The sequence below is a fragment of the Methanoculleus caldifontis genome (genome assembly GCF_032842345.1).
Classification (GTDB): domain Archaea; phylum Halobacteriota; class Methanomicrobia; order Methanomicrobiales; family Methanoculleaceae; genus Methanoculleus; species Methanoculleus caldifontis.
On sequence record NZ_WBKO01000002.1, the window covers coordinates 332,343 to 353,882 of the forward strand.

The 21,540-nt window shown below is 64.0% G+C and carries 20 protein-coding genes and 1 tRNA gene; 12 read left to right on the forward strand and 9 right to left on the reverse strand.

The window, feature by feature from the left end; translation table 11 throughout:
- Positions 1–148 precede the first annotated feature (148 nt).
- Complete coding sequence (gene glgP, locus F8E02_RS10435) at positions 149–2,386, forward strand: alpha-glucan family phosphorylase (RefSeq protein WP_317065483.1); 2,238 nt, start codon at positions 149–151, stop codon at positions 2,384–2,386.
- A 12-nt stretch (positions 2,387–2,398) separates the two neighbouring features.
- Here glgP and F8E02_RS10440 read toward each other — a convergent pair whose 3' ends face one another.
- From F8E02_RS10440 to F8E02_RS10450, 3 genes are all read right to left on the reverse strand, one after another.
- Entirely contained in the window at positions 2,399–2,698 is a 300-nt protein-coding gene (locus tag F8E02_RS10440; RefSeq protein ID WP_317065485.1) for a hypothetical protein, read from the reverse strand.
- A gap of 186 nt (positions 2,699–2,884) precedes the next feature.
- A complete protein-coding gene (locus tag F8E02_RS10445) occupies positions 2,885–3,619 on the reverse strand; it encodes a roadblock/LC7 domain-containing protein (RefSeq protein ID WP_317065487.1) in 735 nt (244 codons plus the stop codon).
- Between the two features lie 96 nt (positions 3,620–3,715).
- Positions 3,716–4,144, reverse strand: a complete 429-nt coding sequence (locus tag F8E02_RS10450; RefSeq protein ID WP_317065489.1) for a HAMP domain-containing protein — start codon at positions 4,142–4,144, stop codon at positions 3,716–3,718.
- Between the two features lie 383 nt (positions 4,145–4,527).
- Between F8E02_RS10450 and F8E02_RS10455 the strand changes: the two genes are divergently transcribed.
- Positions 4,528–5,100 (forward strand): MJ0548 connectase family domain-containing protein, encoded by a 573-nt coding sequence (locus F8E02_RS10455; protein WP_317065491.1) that lies wholly within the window; start codon positions 4,528–4,530, stop codon positions 5,098–5,100.
- Positions 5,101–5,175: 75 nt separating this feature from the next.
- Here F8E02_RS10455 and eif1A read toward each other — a convergent pair whose 3' ends face one another.
- Positions 5,176–5,493: a translation initiation factor eIF-1A gene (gene eif1A, locus F8E02_RS10460; RefSeq protein ID WP_317065770.1), complete on the reverse strand. Its 318-nt coding sequence runs from the start codon at positions 5,491–5,493 to the stop codon at positions 5,176–5,178.
- 304 nt (positions 5,494–5,797) lie between these two features.
- On the opposite strand from eif1A, the gene F8E02_RS10465 reads away from it, so the two are divergent.
- Together F8E02_RS10465 and F8E02_RS10470 are read left to right on the forward strand one after the other, a co-directional pair.
- The gene (locus F8E02_RS10465; RefSeq protein ID WP_317065493.1) at positions 5,798–6,058 is read left to right on the forward strand and encodes an RNA recognition motif domain-containing protein; all 261 of its coding nucleotides are present in this window, start codon (positions 5,798–5,800) and stop codon (positions 6,056–6,058) included.
- A gap of 475 nt (positions 6,059–6,533) precedes the next feature.
- The gene (locus tag F8E02_RS10470) at positions 6,534–6,788 is read left to right on the forward strand and encodes a DUF2795 domain-containing protein (protein ID WP_317065495.1); all 255 of its coding nucleotides are present in this window, start codon (positions 6,534–6,536) and stop codon (positions 6,786–6,788) included.
- Positions 6,789–6,909: 121 nt separating this feature from the next.
- Here F8E02_RS10470 and F8E02_RS10475 read toward each other — a convergent pair.
- Positions 6,910–6,994 (reverse strand) — tRNA-Leu (locus tag F8E02_RS10475).
- Between the two features lie 94 nt (positions 6,995–7,088).
- A complete protein-coding gene (locus F8E02_RS10480; RefSeq protein WP_317065497.1) occupies positions 7,089–8,792 on the reverse strand; it encodes an AMP-binding protein in 1,704 nt (567 codons plus the stop codon).
- Between the two features lie 128 nt (positions 8,793–8,920).
- Between F8E02_RS10480 and F8E02_RS10485 the strand changes: the two genes are divergently transcribed.
- A complete protein-coding gene (locus F8E02_RS10485; protein WP_317065499.1) occupies positions 8,921–9,475 on the forward strand; it encodes a TATA-box-binding protein in 555 nt (184 codons plus the stop codon).
- Between the two features lie 377 nt (positions 9,476–9,852).
- On the opposite strand, the gene F8E02_RS10490 is transcribed toward F8E02_RS10485, so the two are convergent.
- Genes F8E02_RS10490 through F8E02_RS10500 form a run of 3 tightly spaced genes read right to left on the reverse strand, consistent with a single transcriptional unit; the run spans position 9,853 to position 14,048 of the window.
- Positions 9,853–12,582, reverse strand: coding sequence for a DEAD/DEAH box helicase (locus tag F8E02_RS10490; protein ID WP_317065501.1), 2,730 nt, complete (start codon positions 12,580–12,582; stop codon positions 9,853–9,855).
- Complete coding sequence (locus tag F8E02_RS10495) at positions 12,530–13,282, reverse strand: metallophosphoesterase (RefSeq protein WP_317065503.1); 753 nt, start codon at positions 13,280–13,282, stop codon at positions 12,530–12,532. The genes F8E02_RS10490 and F8E02_RS10495 overlap by 53 nt, the downstream gene beginning before the upstream one ends.
- A gap of 4 nt (positions 13,283–13,286) precedes the next feature.
- A complete protein-coding gene (locus tag F8E02_RS10500) occupies positions 13,287–14,048 on the reverse strand; it encodes a hypothetical protein (RefSeq protein ID WP_317065505.1) in 762 nt (253 codons plus the stop codon).
- A gap of 189 nt (positions 14,049–14,237) precedes the next feature.
- On the opposite strand from F8E02_RS10500, the gene F8E02_RS10505 reads away from it, so the two are divergent.
- The 7 genes from F8E02_RS10505 to F8E02_RS10535 all read left to right on the forward strand — a co-directional run bounded on the left by F8E02_RS10505 (position 14,238) and on the right by F8E02_RS10535 (position 21,532).
- Positions 14,238–15,206, forward strand: a complete 969-nt coding sequence (locus tag F8E02_RS10505) for a replication factor C small subunit (protein ID WP_317065506.1) — start codon at positions 14,238–14,240, stop codon at positions 15,204–15,206.
- Positions 15,207–15,216: 10 nt separating this feature from the next.
- The gene (locus F8E02_RS10510) at positions 15,217–18,396 is read left to right on the forward strand and encodes an LAGLIDADG family homing endonuclease (RefSeq protein ID WP_317065507.1); all 3,180 of its coding nucleotides are present in this window, start codon (positions 15,217–15,219) and stop codon (positions 18,394–18,396) included.
- Positions 18,397–18,520: 124 nt separating this feature from the next.
- Positions 18,521–18,721, forward strand: a complete 201-nt coding sequence (locus F8E02_RS10515; protein ID WP_317065508.1) for a type II toxin-antitoxin system HicB family antitoxin — start codon at positions 18,521–18,523, stop codon at positions 18,719–18,721.
- A 267-nt stretch (positions 18,722–18,988) separates the two neighbouring features.
- Positions 18,989–19,342, forward strand: coding sequence for a dihydroneopterin aldolase family protein (locus F8E02_RS10520; protein ID WP_317065509.1), 354 nt, complete (start codon positions 18,989–18,991; stop codon positions 19,340–19,342).
- Positions 19,314–20,144, forward strand: coding sequence for a TatD family hydrolase (locus F8E02_RS10525; protein WP_317065511.1), 831 nt, complete (start codon positions 19,314–19,316; stop codon positions 20,142–20,144). The genes F8E02_RS10520 and F8E02_RS10525 overlap by 29 nt, the downstream gene beginning before the upstream one ends.
- A 45-nt stretch (positions 20,145–20,189) precedes the next feature.
- On the forward strand, positions 20,190–20,483 hold the full coding sequence (locus F8E02_RS10530) for a DUF424 domain-containing protein (protein WP_317065513.1): 294 nt from the start codon (positions 20,190–20,192) through the stop codon (positions 20,481–20,483).
- 5 nt (positions 20,484–20,488) lie between these two features.
- Positions 20,489–21,532, forward strand: coding sequence for a 60S ribosomal export protein NMD3 (locus tag F8E02_RS10535; protein WP_317065515.1), 1,044 nt, complete (start codon positions 20,489–20,491; stop codon positions 21,530–21,532).
- Positions 21,533–21,540: the final 8 nt, after the last annotated feature.

Here is a 21,540-nt window from a genome sequence, read left to right on the forward strand (position 1 = left end):
GTGCGCCGTATCTGTTTCTCAGTAGTCTCGCCACCGGGAAAACCCATTATTTGGCGAATTTTTTTAATATATCCAAGTAAATCAAAAATCCGTAGACATATATAATAATAAACACGGACAGTACACCACTTAAAAGGGGACAGAATTCATGCGGGATTTACCACGCGATCAGTTTACCCACATCCCGGAACGGATCTCCGGGCTCGTCGACCTCGCCTACAACCTCTGGTGGAGCTGGAATCCGGAGGCCCGGATACTCTTCAAGCAGTTGAACCGGCAGGCGTGGAAGGAGAGCGTCCACAACCCGGTCCGGATGCTCCGCGCGATACCGGCGGAGTTCCTGCAGCGGGCGGCGGAGAACCCCGCGTACCTGCACCGCTACGACGTCATCATGCACCGGTTCAGGAAGTACATGGACGCCACCGGGACCTGGTTCTCCGAGGAGTACCCCGGCCGCCCTCCGCTCTCCATCGCCTACTTCTCGGCCGAGTACGGGCTCCACCACTCGCTTCCCTTCTACGCGGGAGGACTCGGGTTCCTCGCCGGCGACCACCTCAAGGAAGCGAGCGATCTCGGCCTCCCGATGGTCGCCGTCGGGTTCATGTACTCCCAGGGCTACCTGCACCAGCACGTCAACCCCGACGGCTGGCAGGAGGGGATCACCGAACCGGTCGACCGCGACGCGGCCCCGATCACCCGGGTGCTCGACGCTGCCGGCGAAGACCTGGTGGTCCGCGTCCCGCACATCGACCCGCCCATCTACGTCGCCGTCTGGAAGGTCCGGGTCGGCCGGATCCCGCTCTATCTCCTCGATACGAACGTCGCCTGCAACAGCCCCGGCAACAGGGAGATCTCGTCCCGGCTCTATACGGGAGACCAGGAGCAGCGTCTCCGCCAGGAGATCGTCCTCGGGATCGGGGGGAGAAAGGTGCTTCACTCGCTCGGCATCGAGTACTCGGCGGTGCACTTAAACGAAGGCCACCCGGCATTCGCCCTCCTCGAGCGGATCCGCGAGCGGGTCGAGCGGGGGATAGACTTTGATGCGGCACTCGGCGAGGTGCAGGCGACGTCGGTCTTCACCACGCACACGCCCGTCCCGGCGGGCCACGACGTCTTCCCCGCCGACCTCATCGACCGCTACTTCAAGACCTACTACCCGGCGCTCGGCATCGACCGGACCCGGTTCCTCCAGCTCGGCGTCCATCCAGAGAGCCCCGGCGCAGGGTTCAACATGACCGCGTTCGCCCTGCGCGCCTCGGCACACCACAACGGGGTCTCGCGGGCGAACGGGACCGTCACGCGGAAGATGTGGAGCTGCCTCTGGCCGGGGACGGCAGGGGCGACGGTGCCCATCGACCACGTCACGAACGGCGTCCACGTGCCGACCTGGCTGAACCCCCGCATGAAGAACCTCTACGACCGCTACATCGGGCCCATCTCTCCCGGCTGGCTCTCGGAGCACGACGACCCGGCGGTCTGGGAGCTCATCGACGAGATCCCCGACGACGAACTCTGGCGCCTCCACCTCCACCTGAAGGCAAAACTGATCTCCCGGCTCCGGGAGCGGGAGCGGGTCAGGTGGACAGTTCACAGCGGCGGCAGAGCGGACCGGGCGGCAGGAGGAGCGTTCCTCAACCCCTCGGTCCTGACGATCGGGTTCGCCCGCCGGTTCTCGACCTACAAGCGGGCGCAGCTCATCTTCGAGGACCCGGAACGCCTGAAGAGGATCCTGAACAACCCCTGGTACCCCGTCCAGATCGTCTTCGCCGGCAAGGCCCATCCGGCCGACGACGGAGGGAAACGGGTGCTCCAGAAGATCTACCGCTACGCGCAGCAGCCCGAGTTCGCTGGAAGGATCGCCTTCGTCGAGGACTACGGCGAGCAGGTGGCCCAGTACCTGGTGCACGGCGTCGATGTCTGGTTGAACAACCCCCTCCCCCCGATGGAGGCGAGCGGCACGAGCGGGATGAAGGCCGCGCTGAACGGCGTCTTAAACCTCTCCATCCTCGACGGCTGGTGGATCGAGGGTTACAACGGCAGGAACGGCTGGGCGTTCGGCAACGAGGAGACCGGCTGCGAGGGGAGAGACCGCGCCGACGCCTCGGCGATCTACGACCTGCTCGAGAAGGAGGTCGTCCCGCTCTACTACGACCGCTCCATCGACGACGTCCCCCACGGGTGGGTGAGGATGATGAAGGAGTCGATCAAGAGCAACGGTCCCCGGTTCTCGGCCCGCCGGATGGTGAAAGAGTATGTCACCCGGTATTACCCGTCCCTCCTGAAGGGTGCCGGCGGGGAGTTTGCCCGGACCGGGGCCGCAGCAAAACCCCGGAAGCAGGCCTGGAATCCGCGGACGCAGGAGAAGACCCGGGAAGAGGGCGCCTGAGGGCCGCTTCCCTCACTCCTGCTCCTGCCGGCCCTCGTCGGGCGCCGCCTGAAGACCACGCCCGCTGTGCGGAGACCGTCCGCCCGCTTGCGCCACACGTTTCCGGGTCTCGGCGCTCGCTGCCTGCAGACCCCTCGCCCCGTGCGGCGCCCTGCCCCCGGCCCTCGCGACCCGGCGCCGGGTCTCGCGGGAAGCCGCCTGGAGCCCTCGTTCTGCGTGCGGGGCGAGACCGCCGGTCCTCGCGACACGCTTCCGGGTCGCTTCGTCTGCGGCGGCGAGACCGCGCCCCGCCTTCTTCTTCTCTCCGGCCATGCTCCGACCCTCCGGCGACAGCGGGCGTCCTGCCGGACGCGCGCTCACGCCCGGCTTACGCCGCCCCCTATCCCCGCGACACCGGACACCAGCGCAGAATAAGATAAATGTTTGCAGAATGCCGGCCCCGTCCCGGAGCAGCGGGACGCAACCGGAGAACGGGATGTGCCGGGCCGCCGGCGCCGTTCACGCCCCTTCCTGCAGGTCCCGGATCATCCGCCGGACCTGGCCGAACTGCACGTCCGGCGTGGTGAAGATACAGAGATACTCGTCTCCGCGGGGGGCGATGATGACGTTTCCGCCGCGATAAAAGATCGTCATCTGCATGAACGCTCCCGATGCCGGCGTGGCCGACTGCAGGCTCTCTGCCCACCGGAGCAGTTCTTCGGCAAAGACGACGGTGTATTCGGCGTCGATCGCTCCGGCGGAAGAGACGCAGAGGCCGTCGGCGAAGCAGGCCACTGCAGTCACTCCCGGCTGTTGCAGCACCGCCGCGAGCGGGCCGGATTCCTGCCGGGGAGGGGCGTTGCCGGCGGGGAGGGGCGTGCCCGTGCCGTTGCTCCTGCCGCTCTCCTCGCCGGAAGGACCGGCCGCCGGGGAGTCGCAACCGGGCTGGAGGAGGGCCTGCAGTTCTCTCGAGACGGCGAGAGCCTCCTGCAACTCCTCCGGCCCGTACTTCCGGAGACCGAAGTCGAGGATGGGCTGACTCCCGAAGTACTTCAGCGCAGGCGGCCCGGCGAGGGACTTCAACGGGTGCTTGAAGTAGGCAGCGAGCGGCTCCCCCTTCTGCACCAGCAGGAAGCCTTCGCCGTCCTGTGCCGTGATCCGCACCGCCCCGGCAAAGCGGGACGTGTGGGTGAAGATCCACTGGAGCGATGCCTGCATCTCCCCGATGGCCTTTCCCTCAGGTAATCTCTCCATCATCCGGTCTCCTGCTGCTCTCGTCCCCGCCCCTCATCTCCTGCAGACGGGAGAGAAGGGATATCGGAGAGAACGGTTCTCACCGTGCCGTCCCTCCTACTCGGCATCGTCCTTCGCAAGCGTATCGAGGATCCTGTACGAGTTGATCAGGCGGTCGAATGCGACTGCAAGCTCGCCGATCTCGTCGTTGCTCGTCACCGTGATCTCGGTATTCGCGAGGTTGCCCTGGCTCACCCGGGTCGCAACCTCCGAGAGCTGCTCGATGGGGGCCGTGATGCTCTTTGCGAGGTAGAAGCTCCACATCAGGATCACGGAGAGCGTGAGCAGCGTCAGGATGATGATCCCGTTCTGCAGACCAAGCGTGGCGATGACGCTCCCGGCGTCCCCCGCCGAGACGATCCCGAGCAGGAAGACCGGGATGACTGCGACGGTGAGCATGCTCACCATAAGTTTGTAGAAAATCGGAATCTGGATGACGAGCCCGTCCCGCCGTATCCCGACCTCCTGGGGGAAGATTTCAGCCATGAGAGATTATTATTAAATCCAAGTATATCAAACTATTCTTTATCGAATCACGATTAGTATAGATTATATCACTTTTTGCTCGAGAAGAAACCCTATTATCCTCATTAAAGCACATTTTATCCAAATTTCAAAATAATTTACCCAGATAAACGGGATGTCATTTACAGCGAAGGGCCGGATAAAAACCCTGCATCACAAACATTCACGGGCCTGCTGCAGAATATGATTATTATTCACCCGGACAGCCCGCCGGGAGGAGCCCCCGGAGGCCCGTCTCCCGGCGCGGCAGAGGCATCCTAGAGGCATCGACAGATTGATACTGCGTGCGGAGGAGTGGGGGTGAGCATACCGTCACGCTCGTGCAACCGGATACGGAGGGAGAGATGACTCTCGTGATCGCATTCATCGGCAACAAGGGCGCCGTAATGGCAGGGGATATGCGGGAGATCGCGTTCCAGGGCGATGACGCCCGCATCGAGGAGCTCGAACGCGAACTCTACAGCGGCTCGATCACAACCGACGACGACCTGCAGAGACGGGCCGAAGAGATCGGCGTGACGATCAGGGTCAGGGACGATAAGGTCAAGGTGACCCAGCAGAACGGGGTCCTCATCGGCGAGGTTACCGAGTCTGAGGGTTTGAAGATCGCAAAGAAGAGGCTGTACGCCACGAGAGGGAGCTATGCAATCGCGGAGGTGGTCGACTCCCGGCAGCGGGTGATGCAGAAGGGCATGTCAGGCAACTTCGTGGTGCTCGGGAACGAGGTCACAAAGAGGGTCGCCAACGAGTTTATCCAGGGGGCGTGGGAGGGGGGAACGCTCCAGGACGCCATACGGATCATCATGTTCATCATGCAGGCGGCGGCCGGCATGACGGCGTCGGTGAGCAGGACATTCGTACTGGTACACACCGATCTCGCGGCCAACCTCGCTGATGCCGTCAGCCGTGAGGGGTGATACCTCCTTGATACGGAGCCTGCCGGCGGCCGGCAATGGCGCTTCGGCCGCAGCACAGAAAACGCACGTGGGTTATTACTGGCTGAGGTAGTTATGCCTCTTGAGCCAGTCAACCTGAGGCTTGATGTAGCGATAGACGATATCGCACTTCTCGTCCTGGAAACTCCAGGGAACGACGATTAATAGGTCACCCTCGCGTATCCAGAGCCGCTTCTTGATCTTGCCCTTGATCCGGCCGGTACGCGTGACGCCGTCCTCGCAGCGGACGCGGATGTGGTTTGCCCCGAGCATCAGGTCGGCTCTGGCAAATATTTCCTGGTTCCGCTTCTTCGGCAGCCGTACCCGTACGATCTCTTCACTTTCGTTGTTCTGGGTTCCTCGTGTATTCGTCAGTTAATCAACTCCATGACAGGTGGGGATGGGATACACCTGCGACTCTCGCCTGGCGTGTATACAAAGGCTTCGGGTCACTATTAATGTATCTGTCATGGGAAGACCTGCCGACCGCAGAATCCAGCGGGGAGCCCGGGCACCCCGGGCGCCGGCCCCCCCGAAGAGGGGGCCGCATCGACGAGACACTGGAGACGGTACGGCGGCTTTCCCCCGGCATCCGGGCGAGATGCCCCCGACCGCCGCCCCGGGCCACCGCCGAAGCATAGTTAAAGTTTGAGCGTACATGTGTGACGAGGACCTTTGAATGGAAAGCAGCAAGCTGTACGTCGGAAACCTCACCTACTCGGTAAATGAAGAGCAGTTGAAAGAATTGTTTGCCCGGTACGGGACGGTGACTGACGTCAGAGTCATTGAGCGCAAAGGGTTCGGGTTTGTTGAGATGTCCAGCCCCGAAGAGGCTGAGCAGGCAAAAGAAGGCCTGAACGACACCGTATTCGAAGGCCGCACCTTAAAGATCGACGAGGCACGGCCCCCGAGACCGAGAAGCGACTTCCGCCGGTATTAATACCTTACGCGGAAGGTCAGCAACCAGAATATCTTCTTATTTTTACAGAGGTTCGAGAGAGCCTCATCTCCGGACTGGCCGGTAAGGCCCGTCGTCCGAAGACGCCCATGGTATCCGACGAAAGGAGGCCCGGCTTCACGAGGGCCCGACGACGTCGACCGCTGTGACGGGGACTTTCAGGTACCCGGACTTCCTCCGGGCCCTGCAGCTCTGCCGCCGAACGACCCGTGAAGGGCGCGCGGGGCTGCCGGAGACATTACCGGCCGGAACGCTTCCCGGCAAGCGGCACCTTAAGAGATCGATCGGACGGATGCACCTCCCGACCGCAGCCGGCATCATCCTCTGCGCGCATTGATCCATTCTTAGATTACAGCCCTTTTGGCCTAAGGGCACAGCAACATTTTTATCCAACGTGAGCTATGTGGCGGGCTTGTGCCCCGCATGTGGGACGCAAGTCAAGAAGGTGATGAGAACCATGGCAGAAGAGAGACCCTCGGTCAGAGGCGGAATGGCATCCGCAGCGCAGAGTGCCTCCGTTGAGGAGCTGAGTGCATCCGCATTCCAGAAGTTCCTCGGAGGCATGGACTATCCTGCCGGAAAGCAGGACCTGATCAGCCACGCCAGAAAGAACAACGCGCCCGACGCGGTGATCCAGGTCCTTGAGATGTTTCAGGACAAGACCTTCCACTCCGCGGCAGATGTGAGCCAGGAGTTCGGCAGGGTTAAATAACCCCAACTTTTTTAGAACCAAGAGCACGCCTTCCGCGGGACCTGCCGTCGCGCTATCCCAGGATACACGAACGACGACCGTATCGCGGCGAGATACGTCGTAACAACAGAATAAGTGATGATGCGAGGGGAGCGATTTGAACGCTCGAACCCCTTCGAGACTGGACCCTGAATCCAGCGCCTTTGACCTGGCTTGGCAACCCTCGCTCGGGATCTGCGACGGATCGTTGGAGAATGGCTCCGGGACTGCCCGGCGATCCTCGCGCCTGATACTATACGATCTTCATCAAAATAAAGGTATTTACTCCCCGCCGGTCCCGGAGGGGGAGGTGTCGTGGGAGTTGTTGTTCATGAACCGCTCCATCTCGAGTTCGCGGAGCTCGTGCCGCTTGATCTTGCCGGAGATCGTCTTCGGGAGCGATTCCATGAACTCGATCTCGCGGGGATACTTGTAAGGGGCGGTCACCTTCTTCACGTGCCGCTGGATGTCCTTGATCAGCGATTCGGAAGCCCGGTAGCCGGGCTTCAAGACGATGAACGCCTTGACGACCAGCCCCCGGATCACGTCGGGCGACCCGATGACGGCCGCCTCCTGGACGGAGGGGTGCTCCATGAGCGCGCTCTCGACCTCGAACGGCCCGATCCGGTAGCCGGAGGACTTGATGACGTCGTCGTCGCGTCCGATGAACCAGAAGTAGCCGTCCTCGTCCATGTACGCCTTGTCGCCGGTGTAGTAGAACCCGTTCTGGAATACTCTCCGGGTCTCCTCCTCGTTGTTCAGGTAGCCACGGAAGAGCCCGACCGGACGCGGGTTCGCCCGGATGGCTATCCGCCCCTCTTCCCCGGCGGCGACCGGCCTCCCTTCGTCGTCATGGAGCTCGATATCCCAGCCCGGTGCAGGCCGGCCCATGGAGCCGGGCTTGCACTTCATGCCGGGGAAGGTCCCGATGCAGAGAACCGTCTCGGTCTGGCCGTAGCCTTCGTAGATCGTCCTCCCGGTTCCCTCCTGCCACGCCCGGATCACCTCGGGATTGAGAGGCTCGCCGGCGCTGCAGCAGTGCCGGAGGTCCGCGAGGTCGAACTTGTCGAGGTCGGCGAGGATCAGCATCCGGTAGATGGTCGGGGGGCAGCAGAAGGTCGTGACGCCGTATCTCTCCAGCAGCGGCAGGATCTCGGTGGCGTGGAACCGGCCCCGGATGTCGTAGACGAAGATGCACGAGCCGATGATCCACTGGCCGAAGAGTTTGCCCCACGCGCTCTTGCCCCAGCCGGTATCGGAGATCGTCAGGTGGAGGTCGTTCGGGTGCAGGTCGTGCCAGATGCGCGCGGTGACGATGTGCCCGAGCGGATAGGAGTGGTCGTGGATCACCATCTTCGGCTCGCCGGTGGTGCCGGACGTGAAGAAGATCAGGAGCGGGTCCGTGGACCGGGTCCGGTGCATGCCGGGGAGGTTCACGAGTTTGTGGGAGCAGGGCGCGGGGTAGTCGAGCTCGACGGGGTAACTGACCCACCCGTCGCGGGTGCCGTCGGTCATGAGCTTGACGAGGAGCGAGGGGCAGTCCTCCTGGACCTCCTCGACCTTCTCCGCGTACTCGGCCATGGTGACGATCATTCTGATATCGGCCGCCTGGATGCGGTATTTCAGGTCTTTGGGGGTCAGCATCGTCGTCGCGGGGCAGTAGACGGCGCCGACCTTGATGAGCGCGATCGTGAAGATCCACCATTCAGGCGTCCGGGGAAGCATCAGCATGACCCGATCGCCCTTCTTGATGCCGTATTTGATGCACATATTGACGGCCTGGTTCGAGAGGCGCATCAGGTCGAAGAAGGTGTACTTCTTCTCGTTCCCCTTCTGGTCGACCCAGACCATGGCGAGCTTGTTCCGGTCTTTCTTCGCCCACGTGTCAATCACGTCAAAGCCGAAGTTATAGTATTCAGGAACGTCGATCTTGAAGTTCGCGCGGAGGTCTTCGTAAGATGCGGGTTTCTGCTCGTCATCAGTCATAAAGTGATCAATACATGTTTGCGCGGTTATGGTTTAAAGAATTCACGACGGTGCAGAACGCCTGCTATCCGGAATGGGCATAAAGATTATCCATTAGTATTATGGTCCAAAAAGCGATACGTATATCAATGGATGAGAAGGGATACGAGTCACTGAAAATCGAGAACATCGTTGCCTCCGGGGTGATTGCCGACTCGATCGACCTCGAAAAAGTATCGGATAAAATAAAAAACTGCGAGCTGAATACGAAGAGGTTCCCCGGCGCGGTCTACCGTATCGAGAAGCCCAAGATTGCATCCCTGATCTTCTCTTCGGGGAAGGTTGTGCTCACCGGGATCAGGAATAAGCAGGACCTTCACGACGGCCTCGAGATCATCATGCATTCCCTCCGGGATGCCGGCATCGAGACGTATGGCGAGCCGCAGGTCGCGGTCACGAACATCGTCTGTTCCTACGACATGGGCAAGTACATCAACCTGAACAAAGTGGTCATCACCCTCAACCTCGAGAATATCGAGTATGAGCCCGAGCAGTTCCCGGGACTCGTCTACCGTATCGAGGACCCGAAGATCGTCGCCCTTCTCTTCAGTTCAGGTAAGATCATCCTGACCGGCGGAAAGAATATCGAAGATATCAAGAGGGGACTCGATTTCCTGGAGCAGCGGCTCGAAACCATTATGTAAATCTGTTTTCCCGTAATTTTATTCCAGCAGAGGATGAGGGCCAGGGGGCCCATTCTTTTTGTCCGGGTATGGTCTTGGCTGTCGGGACGTCCTGCAGATTGCTGAAGGGACAGATGTCAAGATCTGGAGAAGCGCCCCATCAGGCTTCCGTTTCCTGTGTTTATGGGCGATATGGCCTCTGACAGGCGTTTTTCATGCTACCAAGGACGGCCAGGCACCTCACGCGAAGTGCGAGCCGCGAAGGCGCGAAGTCCATGGCACTCCCCTTCGCGTGAGCCCATGTCGGGTCGCACCTGACGGTGCTCAAACTCCGTTCCTATCAGTCCGTCGCCGGTCCCACCTGACGGTGCTCAAACTCCGGACGTTCCTTCCGTCTTTTACCAGTACCGATGCGTCTTCACGTAGTTCCGCTCGGCCTTCAGGATCTCGCGGTAGAAGGCGTCCCCCTCGGAGAGGGTCGCGAGGATCCGCGACGCCGCCTCCGGGCCGACGCCCTTTGCGGCGAGGGCGGTCACCGCTTTTCTCCCGCTCGAGAGGACGATGTTTGCGTTCCGGAGGAACCGGACCTCGACCGCCCGCTCCTCCTCGGACTTGTTCTTCTTCGTCACCGCCGGGATGAGCTGCTCGTCCCAGGGTTTTAACGCCGCGATGAGGCGGGCGCTGCAGAGCGGGCACTGCGGACGGTCGGGGACCCGCTCGACGACGGTCCGGCTCTTCCACTTCCGGCAGTTCATGCAGAAGAGGACGACGTCCTCCTTCTCGAGGCGGCGCATCAGCGTCCCGATCACCGCCTGGTCGACCATCGGCGGTGGGATCATGTCGCGCGAGGAGGAGAGCCCTTCGCTGCCGAGCGGGCTCAACCGCCCGGAGGCGACGGCGATCCGACCGTCCCGAAGGCCCGAGAGGATCTCCGCCGCCGCCTCGACGTCCATCGAGTTGCTGAAGAGCTCCCGGTAGGCCTCGGCCGCGATGACGGTCTCGTCGAAGAGGTCGATGAGCCGGTGGATGCTGAACCGCTCGTAGTCGGCGTCGGCGTCGATGGCGCCGAACTTCTTTGCGACCTGCACGAGTTTCCACTTGAAGAGCGCCGTCCGTTTCAGGGCGAGCTTGAGGATACCGGGGAGGTGCGCGGGCTCGAGTGCGGCAAGGGTCTCCTCTACCTCGAGCGACCGGACCTCCGGCGGCAGGCGGAGGAGGAACCGGTAGGCGCCGACCTCGATCCCGACGGTCGTCCCGTACCTGGCCGAGAGAAGGACCGAGAGCGCCCGGGCCAGCGCCTCGTTCGCCTTATGCCCCCCGCAGACGTTGCAGACCACGCCCTCGTCGGTGCTCTCGAGGGTGACGAGACGGTCCGAGGGGACCGGGTAGTTCCCTTCGTCCATCCGGGCCATGAACCGCTCCGCGTAGCGGACGGCTTCGGGGATATCGGAGTAGCGGGAGAACGCCCGGGTCCGCCGGAGCGCCCCGACCTCGCGGGCGACGGCGAACGGGACCGGGATCTGCTCGCCCTCCCACGACGGGACCTCTCCTTTCGCCCGGGTCGCCGGCTCGACCGTGATCCTCGTGCCCTCGATCTCGAGCACCCGCCAGAGCTGGCCCTTCGTGATGAAGACCGCGCCGGTGTGCATCCAGCCCAGCACGAACGACTCGTCGAGCGTCCCGACCGTCCGGCGCGAGACGATATCGAAGATCTCCATTTTGCGCTCGTCGTGGATCATCGAGAGGTTCTCGATGAGGTAGCGCCGGGCCCGTCCGGTCCGGACGATCCGGGTCCCATCGAGCCGGATCAGCCGGTGCTCGGCCATCTGGCGGCAGACGTCGTCGAGGAGCGACCCCGAATCGGCAAAGACGCCTGACCGCCCTATCATCTCCCGGACGCGGGAGACCTCGATCTCGCCGTACTCGACCGCGATCGCCGCGACCTGGTTCGCGAGGACGTCGGCGGCGCCGGCGGGCGGGACGATCCGCTCGCACTCGTTCGCCTTCGCCCTCCGTGCGATCACGAGCGACTCAAGGAGGTCGTCAAACCCCGTGGCGAGGACGGTCCCGCGCGAGATGGTATCGAGGCGGTGGCCGGCCCGGCCGACCCGCTGGACCAGGCGCGAGACCTGGCGAGGGGAGCCGAACTGGACGACGTGTTCGATATGCCCGATATCGATCCCGAGTTCCATCGAGGAGGTGGCGATCAGCGTCCGGACCTCGCCGTTCCGGAACCGCTCCTCGGCCTCGACCCTGACGTCCCGCGAGAGCGAGCCGTGGTGGACCTCGACGTCACCGCGGGGAAAGAGTTCGTGGCCGAGGGCCTCGGCGGTCACGCGGGTGTTGACGAAGACGAGGGTGGAGCCGGGGGTATCCAGGCACCTCCCCACGGCCCGGGTCTGGGCGGCGAAGTCCTCCCCGGCAAACCGGACGCCGATCTCGAGGCTGCTCGCGACCGGCACCTCGACGAGCGAGAAGGGCCGGGGCCCGCAGAGGAACCTCCCGATATCGTCCGGGTTCCCGACGGTCGCCGAGAGGCCGATCCGCTGGAAGTTCCCCGCGTAGGCGGCCAGGCGCTCGAGTGCCACCGCGAGCTGGGCACCCCGCTTGCTGTCGGCGAGCTCGTGGATCTCATCGACGATGACGTGCCGGACGTTCTTTAAGTGCTCGCGGAGGCGTTTGCCCATGAAGAGCGCCTGGAGGGACTCCGGCGTCGTGATGAGGAGGTCGGGGGGACTGAGCGCCTGCTTCCGCCGCTCGTTCTGCGGGGTGTCCCCGTGCCGGACGCCGACCGAGAGGCCGAGCTCGCGGCACCACCACTCCATCCGGGCGAGGATGTCGCGGTTTAAGGACCGGAGGGGCGTGATGTAGACCGCCTTGAACCCCGCACCGGGGGTCTCGAGGAGCCGGTCGAAGACCGGAAGCATCGCGCTCTCGGTCTTTCCCGTTCCGGTCGGCGCCACCAGGACGAGGTTTTCGCCTCTGAGGAGGAGCGGGATGGCCTGCTCCTGAGCCTCGGAGAGTTCGGCAAACCCGCGCTTCCTGACGACCTCGCGGACCGCGGGACCGAGGAGGTCACCTGCCGTCTGCGGGGCAGAGCGCGGCCGGGGAGCCGAGGTACGTGCCATCTGCTAAGAACACCTCCGCAGTCGTTTCGTTTATGCACCGGGAGAGGGGGCCGAGCCTGCTCTCCCGCAGCCGCCCGATATCGATCCCTCCCGCGAACTCGTTGAAGGCCGGGACGAAGAGGAGCCGGGTCCGGCCGGCGCCGGCCGGGGCCGGGAGGCACTCCCCGTCGAGGTCCGTATAGAGATAGGCCGGCCTGGCGCGGGCGGCGCACCCGACGGCATCCACGAGCGAGACGACCGGGTGATGGTGGCCGAGGACGATGAGGCGGCCGAAGAGTTCGGGGTCGGGGCGGGTGTGGCCGTGGAGGTAGCCGACGCCGTCGATGAGCGCACCCTCCGGCGGCAGGAGCTCGCCGGGCTCGAGGAACCGGCCGATGCCGCCGTCGTGGTTGCCCGGGGCGACACGGAGCGTGACACGGTCGCGGAACGCATCGAGGACGCCGGGGAGTTCCCGGTACTCCTGCCGGCTCGTCACCGGGACGTTGTGCTTGACGTCGCCGAGGAGGAGGAGGAGGTCGGGCTCTGTCTCCTCGATACAGGCGAGCACCCGACCGGTCCGGGCGGCGCTCCGGCTCGCGATGTGGACGCCGTGGCGTTCGAGGCCCGACTCGATCCCCATGTGCAGGTCGGCGATGACCAGCACGCGCCGGTCCTGCTCGACCAGGAGAGCCGGGCCGCTCTCGATGAAGTGGAGTTGCATAGTTTTAGATCAGTTTGATCATGCCCGATGCGGGCTGGTAGCATTCTCCGGCGGCGAGGAGCTCCTCGAGCGCCCTCCGGGCCTCCCGCGCCGAGAGGCCGGACCGCACCCCGGCGGCGACGGCGTCCTCGACGCCGACCCCGCGCATACCGCCTCCCTTCTCGAGCGCGGAGAGAAGGAGGTCGCGCCCGGCGACGGGCACGATCTCGCCGACGATGAGATCGGGTCGGACGCTTGCAAGCGCCGTCCGCACCGTCCCGGCCATCTCGCGGATCTCCTCTTCCGTCGTCCCGTAGAGCCGGAGGGCTGTCGCGGCCCGTTCGTCGCCGCCGCCCCCGATGGCCGCCCGCAGGGCCTCCAGACGATCGAGTGTCGCGCCGGCGGCTTCAAGCACCCAGAGGTCGCGGACGGTGCGGCTCACCGCACAGAGCGCTTCGGCCTCCACCGTTGCGTGTGCCCCCCTCCCGGAGCCGACGAGCACCGCCCGGCCGGTGACGGCGACGAATGCCGGCGGTTCGATGCAGCCGAGCGTCTCGACCGCGTCCGGGCTCTGCCAGTTCGCCGTGACCCGGAACGTCCCGGTCGGGTCGGCGATCCGGGCCTGGACCAGGTCGCTGCTCCCCCTGCACTCCGTGACGGCACCGACGATGAAGAGGCCGCGGCACCAGGCGCCCCCCGGCGTCACCACGTAAGAGCCGCCCCCCGAGTCCACGGTATGCCGCGCGGCGGCAAGGTCTCGCGCAAATACCCGATCCACAGATTCCATCGTATCCGTCCGTCAGAGGAAAAGGGCACGGGTCCCCCGGCGCGCGGGATCCGGCCGACCGGATCTCCATGCGAAGTCCCGGTATTTCCGTGAAATTCCGTACCTATCCTATCGCCCTCAACCATCTAAAAAGGATCATCGGACCGGCGGCGATGCTTTTACGATGCGCGAGCACCAAGATCTGTACAAATGGACGGCAACCACACCATCTGGATAGAGAAGTATCGGCCGCGGAGACTCGATGAGATGGTCGGACAGAAGGAGATCGTGGTGCGCCTCCAATCCTACGTCAGGACCGGGAACCTTCCACACCTCCTCTTCACGGGCAGTGCGGGGATCGGGAAGACCACCGCCGCCGTGGCGCTCGCGCGCGAGTTCTTCGGAGACTCCTGGCAGACGAACTTCCGCGAGATGAACGCCTCCGACGAGCGCGGTATCGACGTCGTCCGGAACCAGATCAAGGAGTTCGCCCGGACGTCCCCGCTCGCCGGCGCGACGTTCAAGATCCTCTTCCTCGATGAAGCGGACGCGCTCACGACGGATGCTCAGGCGGCTCTCCGCCGGACGATGGAGACCTACGCCCGGACCTGCCGGTTCGTCCTCTCCTGCAACTACTCTTCAAAGATCATCGACCCCATCCAGAGCCGGTGCGCCATCTACCGGTTCAGGCCGCTCGATGCCGAAGCAGTCGCCGAGGAGGTCCGGAGGATCGCCGCGGCCGAAGGCCTCACGGTCACACAGGGTGCGCTCGACGCCGTCGTCTACGTCGCATCAGGAGATATGCGCAAAGCGATCAACGCCCTGCAGGGCGCCGCCATCCTCCGGCCCGATATCGACGAGGAGATGATCTACCAGATCACCGCGACGGCCCGGCCGGAAGAGATCGACGAGCTCCTCGACCTCTCGATCGCGGGGAAGTTCGACGAGGCGGAGAAGGCGCTCTCCGACCTGACCCGCGGCCGCGGGATCGCCCCGAACGAGCTGATCAACCAGTGCTACCGCACGCTGGTCCGGCGCGACATGGACCGGACGCTCAAAGTGAGACTGATCGACGCCCTCGGCGAGACCGACTTCCGCCTCTCGGAAGGAGCAAGCAGCGATATCCAGATGGAGGCGCTGCTCGCCCGGTTCGTCCTCGCCGCAGAGGAGCACCGGTGAGGGTCCCGCCGTGACCGAAGAGGTAACCGTCGAAGTCACCGATCTCGTCGGGGAGTGGACGAAGGTCTTAAAGAAGCAGTACAAGCGGGAGCTTGCCGAGCTCTCCCGCGAGTATCCGCACAACCGCTCGCTCGTCATCGATTTCCGGAAGATCCTGAATAACAAGCTGGCATTCTCGCTCCTCCGGAGTCCGGGCAAGGTCATCGGGGATATCCGGGACGCGATCGTCCAGAACAAACTCATCAAGCTCAAGGAAGGCCAGGACCCGGACCTGATCAACATCCGGTTCACGAACCTGCCGCAGAAGACCGACGTCAGGGCTATCCGGGCCGACCAGATCGACACCCTCGTCAGCATCGAGGGGATCCTCCGGAAGACCACCGAGGTCCGTCCCCGGATCGTCAGCGCGATCTTCCGGTGCCGCACCTGCGGGAAGAACACCGACCCGGTCCCCCAGGGCTACGGGAAGTTCGACGAGCCCGACGTCTGCCCGAACTGCGAGCGCAAGACCCGCCTCGACCTGGTGATGAACCGGTGCCGGTTCGTCGACGCCCAGAAACTCCGGATCCAGGAGTCGCCCGAAGGCCTCAGGGGCGGCGAGCAGCCCCAGACGCTCGATATCGACGTCACCGACGACCTCACCGGCATCGTCTCGCCGGGCGACCGGGTGGTGGTGAACGGTATCCTGCGGTCGGTGCAGCGGGTCAACTACGGCCAGAAGAGCACGCTCTTTGACATCTACCTCGAGTGCAACTCGATCGAGGTCGCCGAGAAGGAGTTCGAGGAGGTCTCGATCACCGAGGAGGACGAGGCGAAGATCGCTGCGCTCGCCCGCGACCCCCTGGCCTACAAGAAGATCGCCCGGTCGATCGCGCCGACGATCTTCGGCACCGACGACGTGAAGGAGGCGATCGCCCTCCAGCTCTTCGGCGGCATCGCAAAGGATATGCCGGACGGCTCCCGCCTCCGCGGCGACGTCCACGTCCTCCTGGTCGGCGATCCGGGTATCGCAAAGAGCCAGATCCTGCGCTACGTCGTGAAACTCTCGCCCCGCGGGATCTACACGAGCGGCAAGTCCTCGACCTCCGCCGGCCTGACGGCGACGGCGGTCAAGGACGAGTTCGGCGACGGGCGCTGGACGCTCGAGGCCGGTGCGCTGGTCCTCGCGGATATGGGGATCGCAGCCGTCGACGAGATGGACAAGATGGCGAAGGAGGACCGGAGCGCGCTCCACGAGGCGATGGAGCAGCAGTGCTACGACGACGAGACCGAGGTTCTCACACAAGCCGGGTGGAAGTTCTTCCGCGACGTCACCGCCGACGACCGCGTGGCGACCCTCTCTCCCGACGGCAGGCTCGAGTACGCGTCCCCGGTGGGCTTTGTAGCCTCGGCGTATGAGGGCGATCTCTACTACGTCAAATCGCGGCAGGTCGACCTCGCGGTCACGCCGAACCACCGGATGTACGTCAACCTGAACCGGCGGGCCGACGAGTGGGAGGGGTTCCGGCTCGTCCGCATGGACGAGGTCCCGGCCCATAAGCGGATGCGGTTCAAGAAGAACGCCGTATGGACAGGGGAGCGGCAGGAGACCTACGAGATCCTGCCCGTCGTCAAGTTCGCGAACCAGAACGACGAAGGGAAACTCACCGATCCCGTCACCGTCAGGCTGGATGACTGGCTCGAGTTCCTGGGCTACTTCCTCTCCGAGGGCTCCGTCCAGCGGCACCACGAGACCGCTGTCCCCTACCGCGTCATCATATCTCAGACGATCCCCGAATCGGCTGAGACGATCCGGCAGTGTCTCGAGCGGTTGCCGTTTAACTTCTCCTACGACGGCAAGAACTTCGCGATCAACGCAAAGCAGCTCGCGGAGCACCTTGCGCCCTTCGGCAAATGCCACGAGAAGTACGTCCCCGATTACGCAAAGAGCCTTCCCCCGGAGCAGATCGGGATACTCCTCGACGCGCTCATGCTCGGCGACGGCTACGTCAACAAGACGACCGGGGTCTCGGTATACACCACCTCCTCAAAGAGGCTCGCCGACGACGTCACCGAGCTCCTGCTGAAGAAGGGGTGGTCGGGGAACGTCCACCTCATGCGGGAGGCCGGGACCGTCACGCCCAACCCGCGGGGCGGAAGATCGGCCGCGACCCACGACCTCTACCAGGTGACGTTCATCCGCGACGGCCAGAACGAGCCGAACATCAATACGAACGGCAAGCGCCACATCGAGACGCGGCCCTACAAGGGCATGATCTACTGCCTTGAGGTCCCGAACCATACCCTCTATGTCCGGCGAAACGGCATCCCGGTCTGGTGCGGCAACTCGATCTCGGTCGCAAAAGCCGGCATCACCGCGACCTTGAAGTCCCGGTGCGCCCTCCTCGGCGCGGCGAACCCGAAATTAGGAAGGTTCGACCAGTTCGTCCCGATCGGGGAGCAGATCGATATGCCGCCCTCGCTCCTCTCCCGGTTCGACCTCATCTTCGTGATGACCGACCAGCCCGAGACCGAGCGCGACGGGGCGATTGCGCAGCACATCATCAAGACGCATTCCGTCGGCGAGCTGATCAAGCAGCACGAGTTCTCGCCCCTGCCGGACGTCGACGAGGAGTACATCCAGCGTGCACTCGCGCCGGTCACCCCCGACATCGACCCGGTGCTTCTCCGGAAGTACATCGCCTACGCGAAGAGGAACTGCTTCCCGATCCTCTCCGACGGGGCGAAGGAGGCGCTGATCGCCTACTACATGCGCCTCCGGAACCTCGCGGGCGGGAACAAGCCCGTCCCGGTCACGGCCCGGCAGCTCGAGGCGCTGGTGCGGCTCGCGGAGGCGAGCGCACGGATGCGCCTCTCAAACACCGTCGATACCGAGGACACCGACCGGATCCTCAAGATCGTCGACGCCTGTCTCCGGCAGGTCGCCTACGACGCCGAGACCGGGAGCTTCGACATCGACAAGCTCGTGACCGGGGTCACGAAGTCGCAGCGCGACATCATCCGGTCGGTCAAGGAGGCGATCCGGAACGCCGCCGCGGACGGAGGCGGCCAGGCGAAGGTCGAGGATGTCATCAATGTCCTGGTGCAGCAGGGCTTTGCCCGCGACAAGATCGAGCATACCATCGAGCAGCTGAAGCGGGGCGGCGAGGTGCTCGAGCCCCGGCACGGGCTGGTGAAGTTGATCGGATAAGGGACCAAACACTTTTTGCCCGGACACTAAGCCCCGGGGAGGGCGGGCCAAAGTATATTGGTACAGGGGTCAAACTACCGCAATGATCGCCTCTAAACCAATGAATTACAGGAAGGGAGGAGCCATGAAGACCTTAAAGATTATCGTCGAGAGACACCCTGACAGCTATGTCGCCTACCCCCTGGGTCTGAAGGGTGTCGTCGTTGCAGAGGGGGACACCTATGAAGAGGCGCTTGCCGAGGTGAAATCCGCCATACAGTTTCATATAGAGACCTTCGGGAGCGACGATATCATAGAGATCTTCGTTGCCGAAGTCGCTGTTTAGGTCTAAAGTCATGCGGTTACCGGCAGTTTGTTTCACGCTTTCCTCTTTCTTCTCCTAGGGTCCTCCATACCCCGCTGGCTCACGCGAAGCCGCGAAAGTCGCGAAGGGGAGTAATAGCAACTCTCTGCTAGTCTTCGCGCCTTCGCGTGAGACCATATCGCCACCCTCGCGCAGATTCGGGAGCCCCGAACCACAAAACGAAACCCTCTCGTCATCCCCTCCCGCCGGGGCGCACCTTCTTACTCCCGCACCCCAAACCTACTAACCATGATCACCGACCGCGAGAAAGCGGCGTTCGAAGCCGGGATCAAGCTCGGCGCCCTCTACCACCAGTTCGTCGGGACCCCCATCGCCCGCGAGACCGCCGGCGCCGTCGAGACCGCCATCGAACAGGCCGTCGGGCTCCAGCCTTACGTGACGGATATCACCGTCCGGCTGAACCGCGACATGATGGTCTCGAACCGGTTCGGCTACTCGGAGCTTGCCGGGAAGATGTTTGACGTCGCTATCACGACCGAGGTCGGCTCGACCGTCTGCCGGGCCCGGCTGCACCTCGAGGACGACTACCCTATGATGGAGATCGTCGAGTTCCATGAAACCTCCCGCGATACCGATCACTGACGATCACATCCATATCGACCCCGTGAACGGCCGGGGTATCGAGGCCGCAAAGGACTTCCGCCGCGGCGGGGGGACGCACATCTTCCTGGTCACGAAACCCTCCTGGTCGCTCGGGGTCGAACCGTCCACCGGAGAAGACTACCGGGCGGTCTTTGATACGACGCTCCGGGTTGCCGACCTGATCCGGGAGACCGGGCTCGTCGTCTACCCGGTCTTCGGCGTCCACCCGGCGGAGATCGGCCGGCTTACCGAGCGGATGAGCCTTGATGCGGCCGCCGCCGTGATGATGGCCGGGCTCGACCTTGCGGCCCGCTACGTCGAGGACGGGCGGGCCGTGGCCCTCAAGAGCGGCCGGCCCCACTACGAGGTCACGCCGGAGATGCTCGCCGCCTCAAACGCCGTCCTCTACCACGCGCTCGAACTTGCCGCCGACTGCGACTGCGCCGTCCAGCTCCACGCCGAGAGCGGGCCCTGCGCCGACGTCGTCGATATGGCCGGCCGGGCCGGGATAGCGGTCGAGCGGGTCGTCAAGCACTTCGCGACACCGGATACGCCCCTCATGCCCTCCTTCATCGCGCGGCACGAAGAGATCCCCGCGCTCGCCCGGTCCGGGCGGCGGTTCACGATGGAGAGCGACTACATGGACGAGAACTCCCGGCCCGGCGCGGTCATCGGGCCGAAGTCGGTCCCGCGGTTCACGCGCCGGTACCTCGAGGAGGGGCTCATCACCGAAGAGGACGCCTGGCGCATCCATCAAGAGACCCCGTCGAGCACCTACGGCGTGGATATCGCCCTTCCTTAACGGAACGGCGCACCTTTTTGACGACTCCCGTCCAAGAGATCTGCAATGTACTTGAAAGTGCACCGCATACCGGGTGCCGGTGAAGTGGTGGCTGTCTGCGACGCCGAGCTCCTGAATGTCACCCTGATGCGCGGCGATGTGAAAGTCTGCATCACCGGAGGGTTTTACGGCACGGAGCGTGTCGACGAGGAAGAGGTCAGGAAGGCGCTTTGCGATGCGGGGAACGCAAACATTATCGGGAAGCGTGCCGTAGCCCTGGCCATCGCGATGGGCCTCGTCACCGAGGCGGACTGTATCATGATCGGCGACGTGCCCCACACCCAGATATTCAGGATCTGAACTCCATGAACATACAGACGAGCATCTGCCCCCGCTGCGGGCAGCCAAGCGAAGAAGGACTCTGCCCGCAGTGCCGGGCCGCGGAGGTCCGGCTGCTCACCTGCCAGCCCCGCGTGATGGCCGTCTACTGTCCGGTCTGCGAGTCGCAGAAACGCGGCAAGACCTGGTCCGACCTGCACATGCCGCGGGAGGACCTCATCGCCGAACTGGCCGTATCGGCAACGAACATTCACGAAGACGCAAAGAACATCCAGGTCAACGTCCGGGCCCAGGAGACCGGGCCGAACAGGACGACCTGCACCATCGATGTGGAGGCAACCCTCTACACGGTCCCGGTCCGGGAGACCTGCACGACCGAGATCCTCTGGCAGAAGGAGTCCTGCGACCGGTGCAGCCGGATCTCCGGCGGCTACTACGAGGGGATCGTCCAGGTGCGGGCGACCGACAGGAGGATCAACGCCTACGAGCGCGAGGTCGCGACGAGCATCGCGGAACAGGCCGAAGAGTCGCTCCAGCAGGGAGGCGACCGCTTCTCGTTCATATCGGACCTCCAGGAGACCAGAGACGGCGTCGACGTCACCGTCGGGACGCAGCACCTCGGCCAGGAGATCTCGCGGATGATCACGGGGGCGCTCGGCGGCCGGTTCACGACCCACCCGAAGCTCGTGGGGGAGAAGGAAGGGAGGGCGCTCTACCGGATCACCTACTCCATCCGGCTTCCGTTCTACCAGAAGGGCGACGTGGTGGTCTCGCGGGGCGGCTACTTCGAGGTGCGCGACATCGACGGAAAGCGCCTCCGGGTCTTCGACCTCCAGAGCGGCCAGGGCCGGTCCCTCGCCGAGGGCGAGGTCGAGCGCCTGCTCGGGAACGTCCGCGAGGCCGAGTCCGCGATCGTCGTCTATACGCAGCCGAACGTCGTGGGGCTGATGGACCCGAGGACCTTCCAGACGCGGGAGGTCAACCCGGTGCCCTGGACGTTCCCGGTGGAGGGGCAGCCGATCCGGGTGCTCCGCGACGAAGAGCAGGACCGCCTGGTCATCGTCGGGTGAGGGGCGCC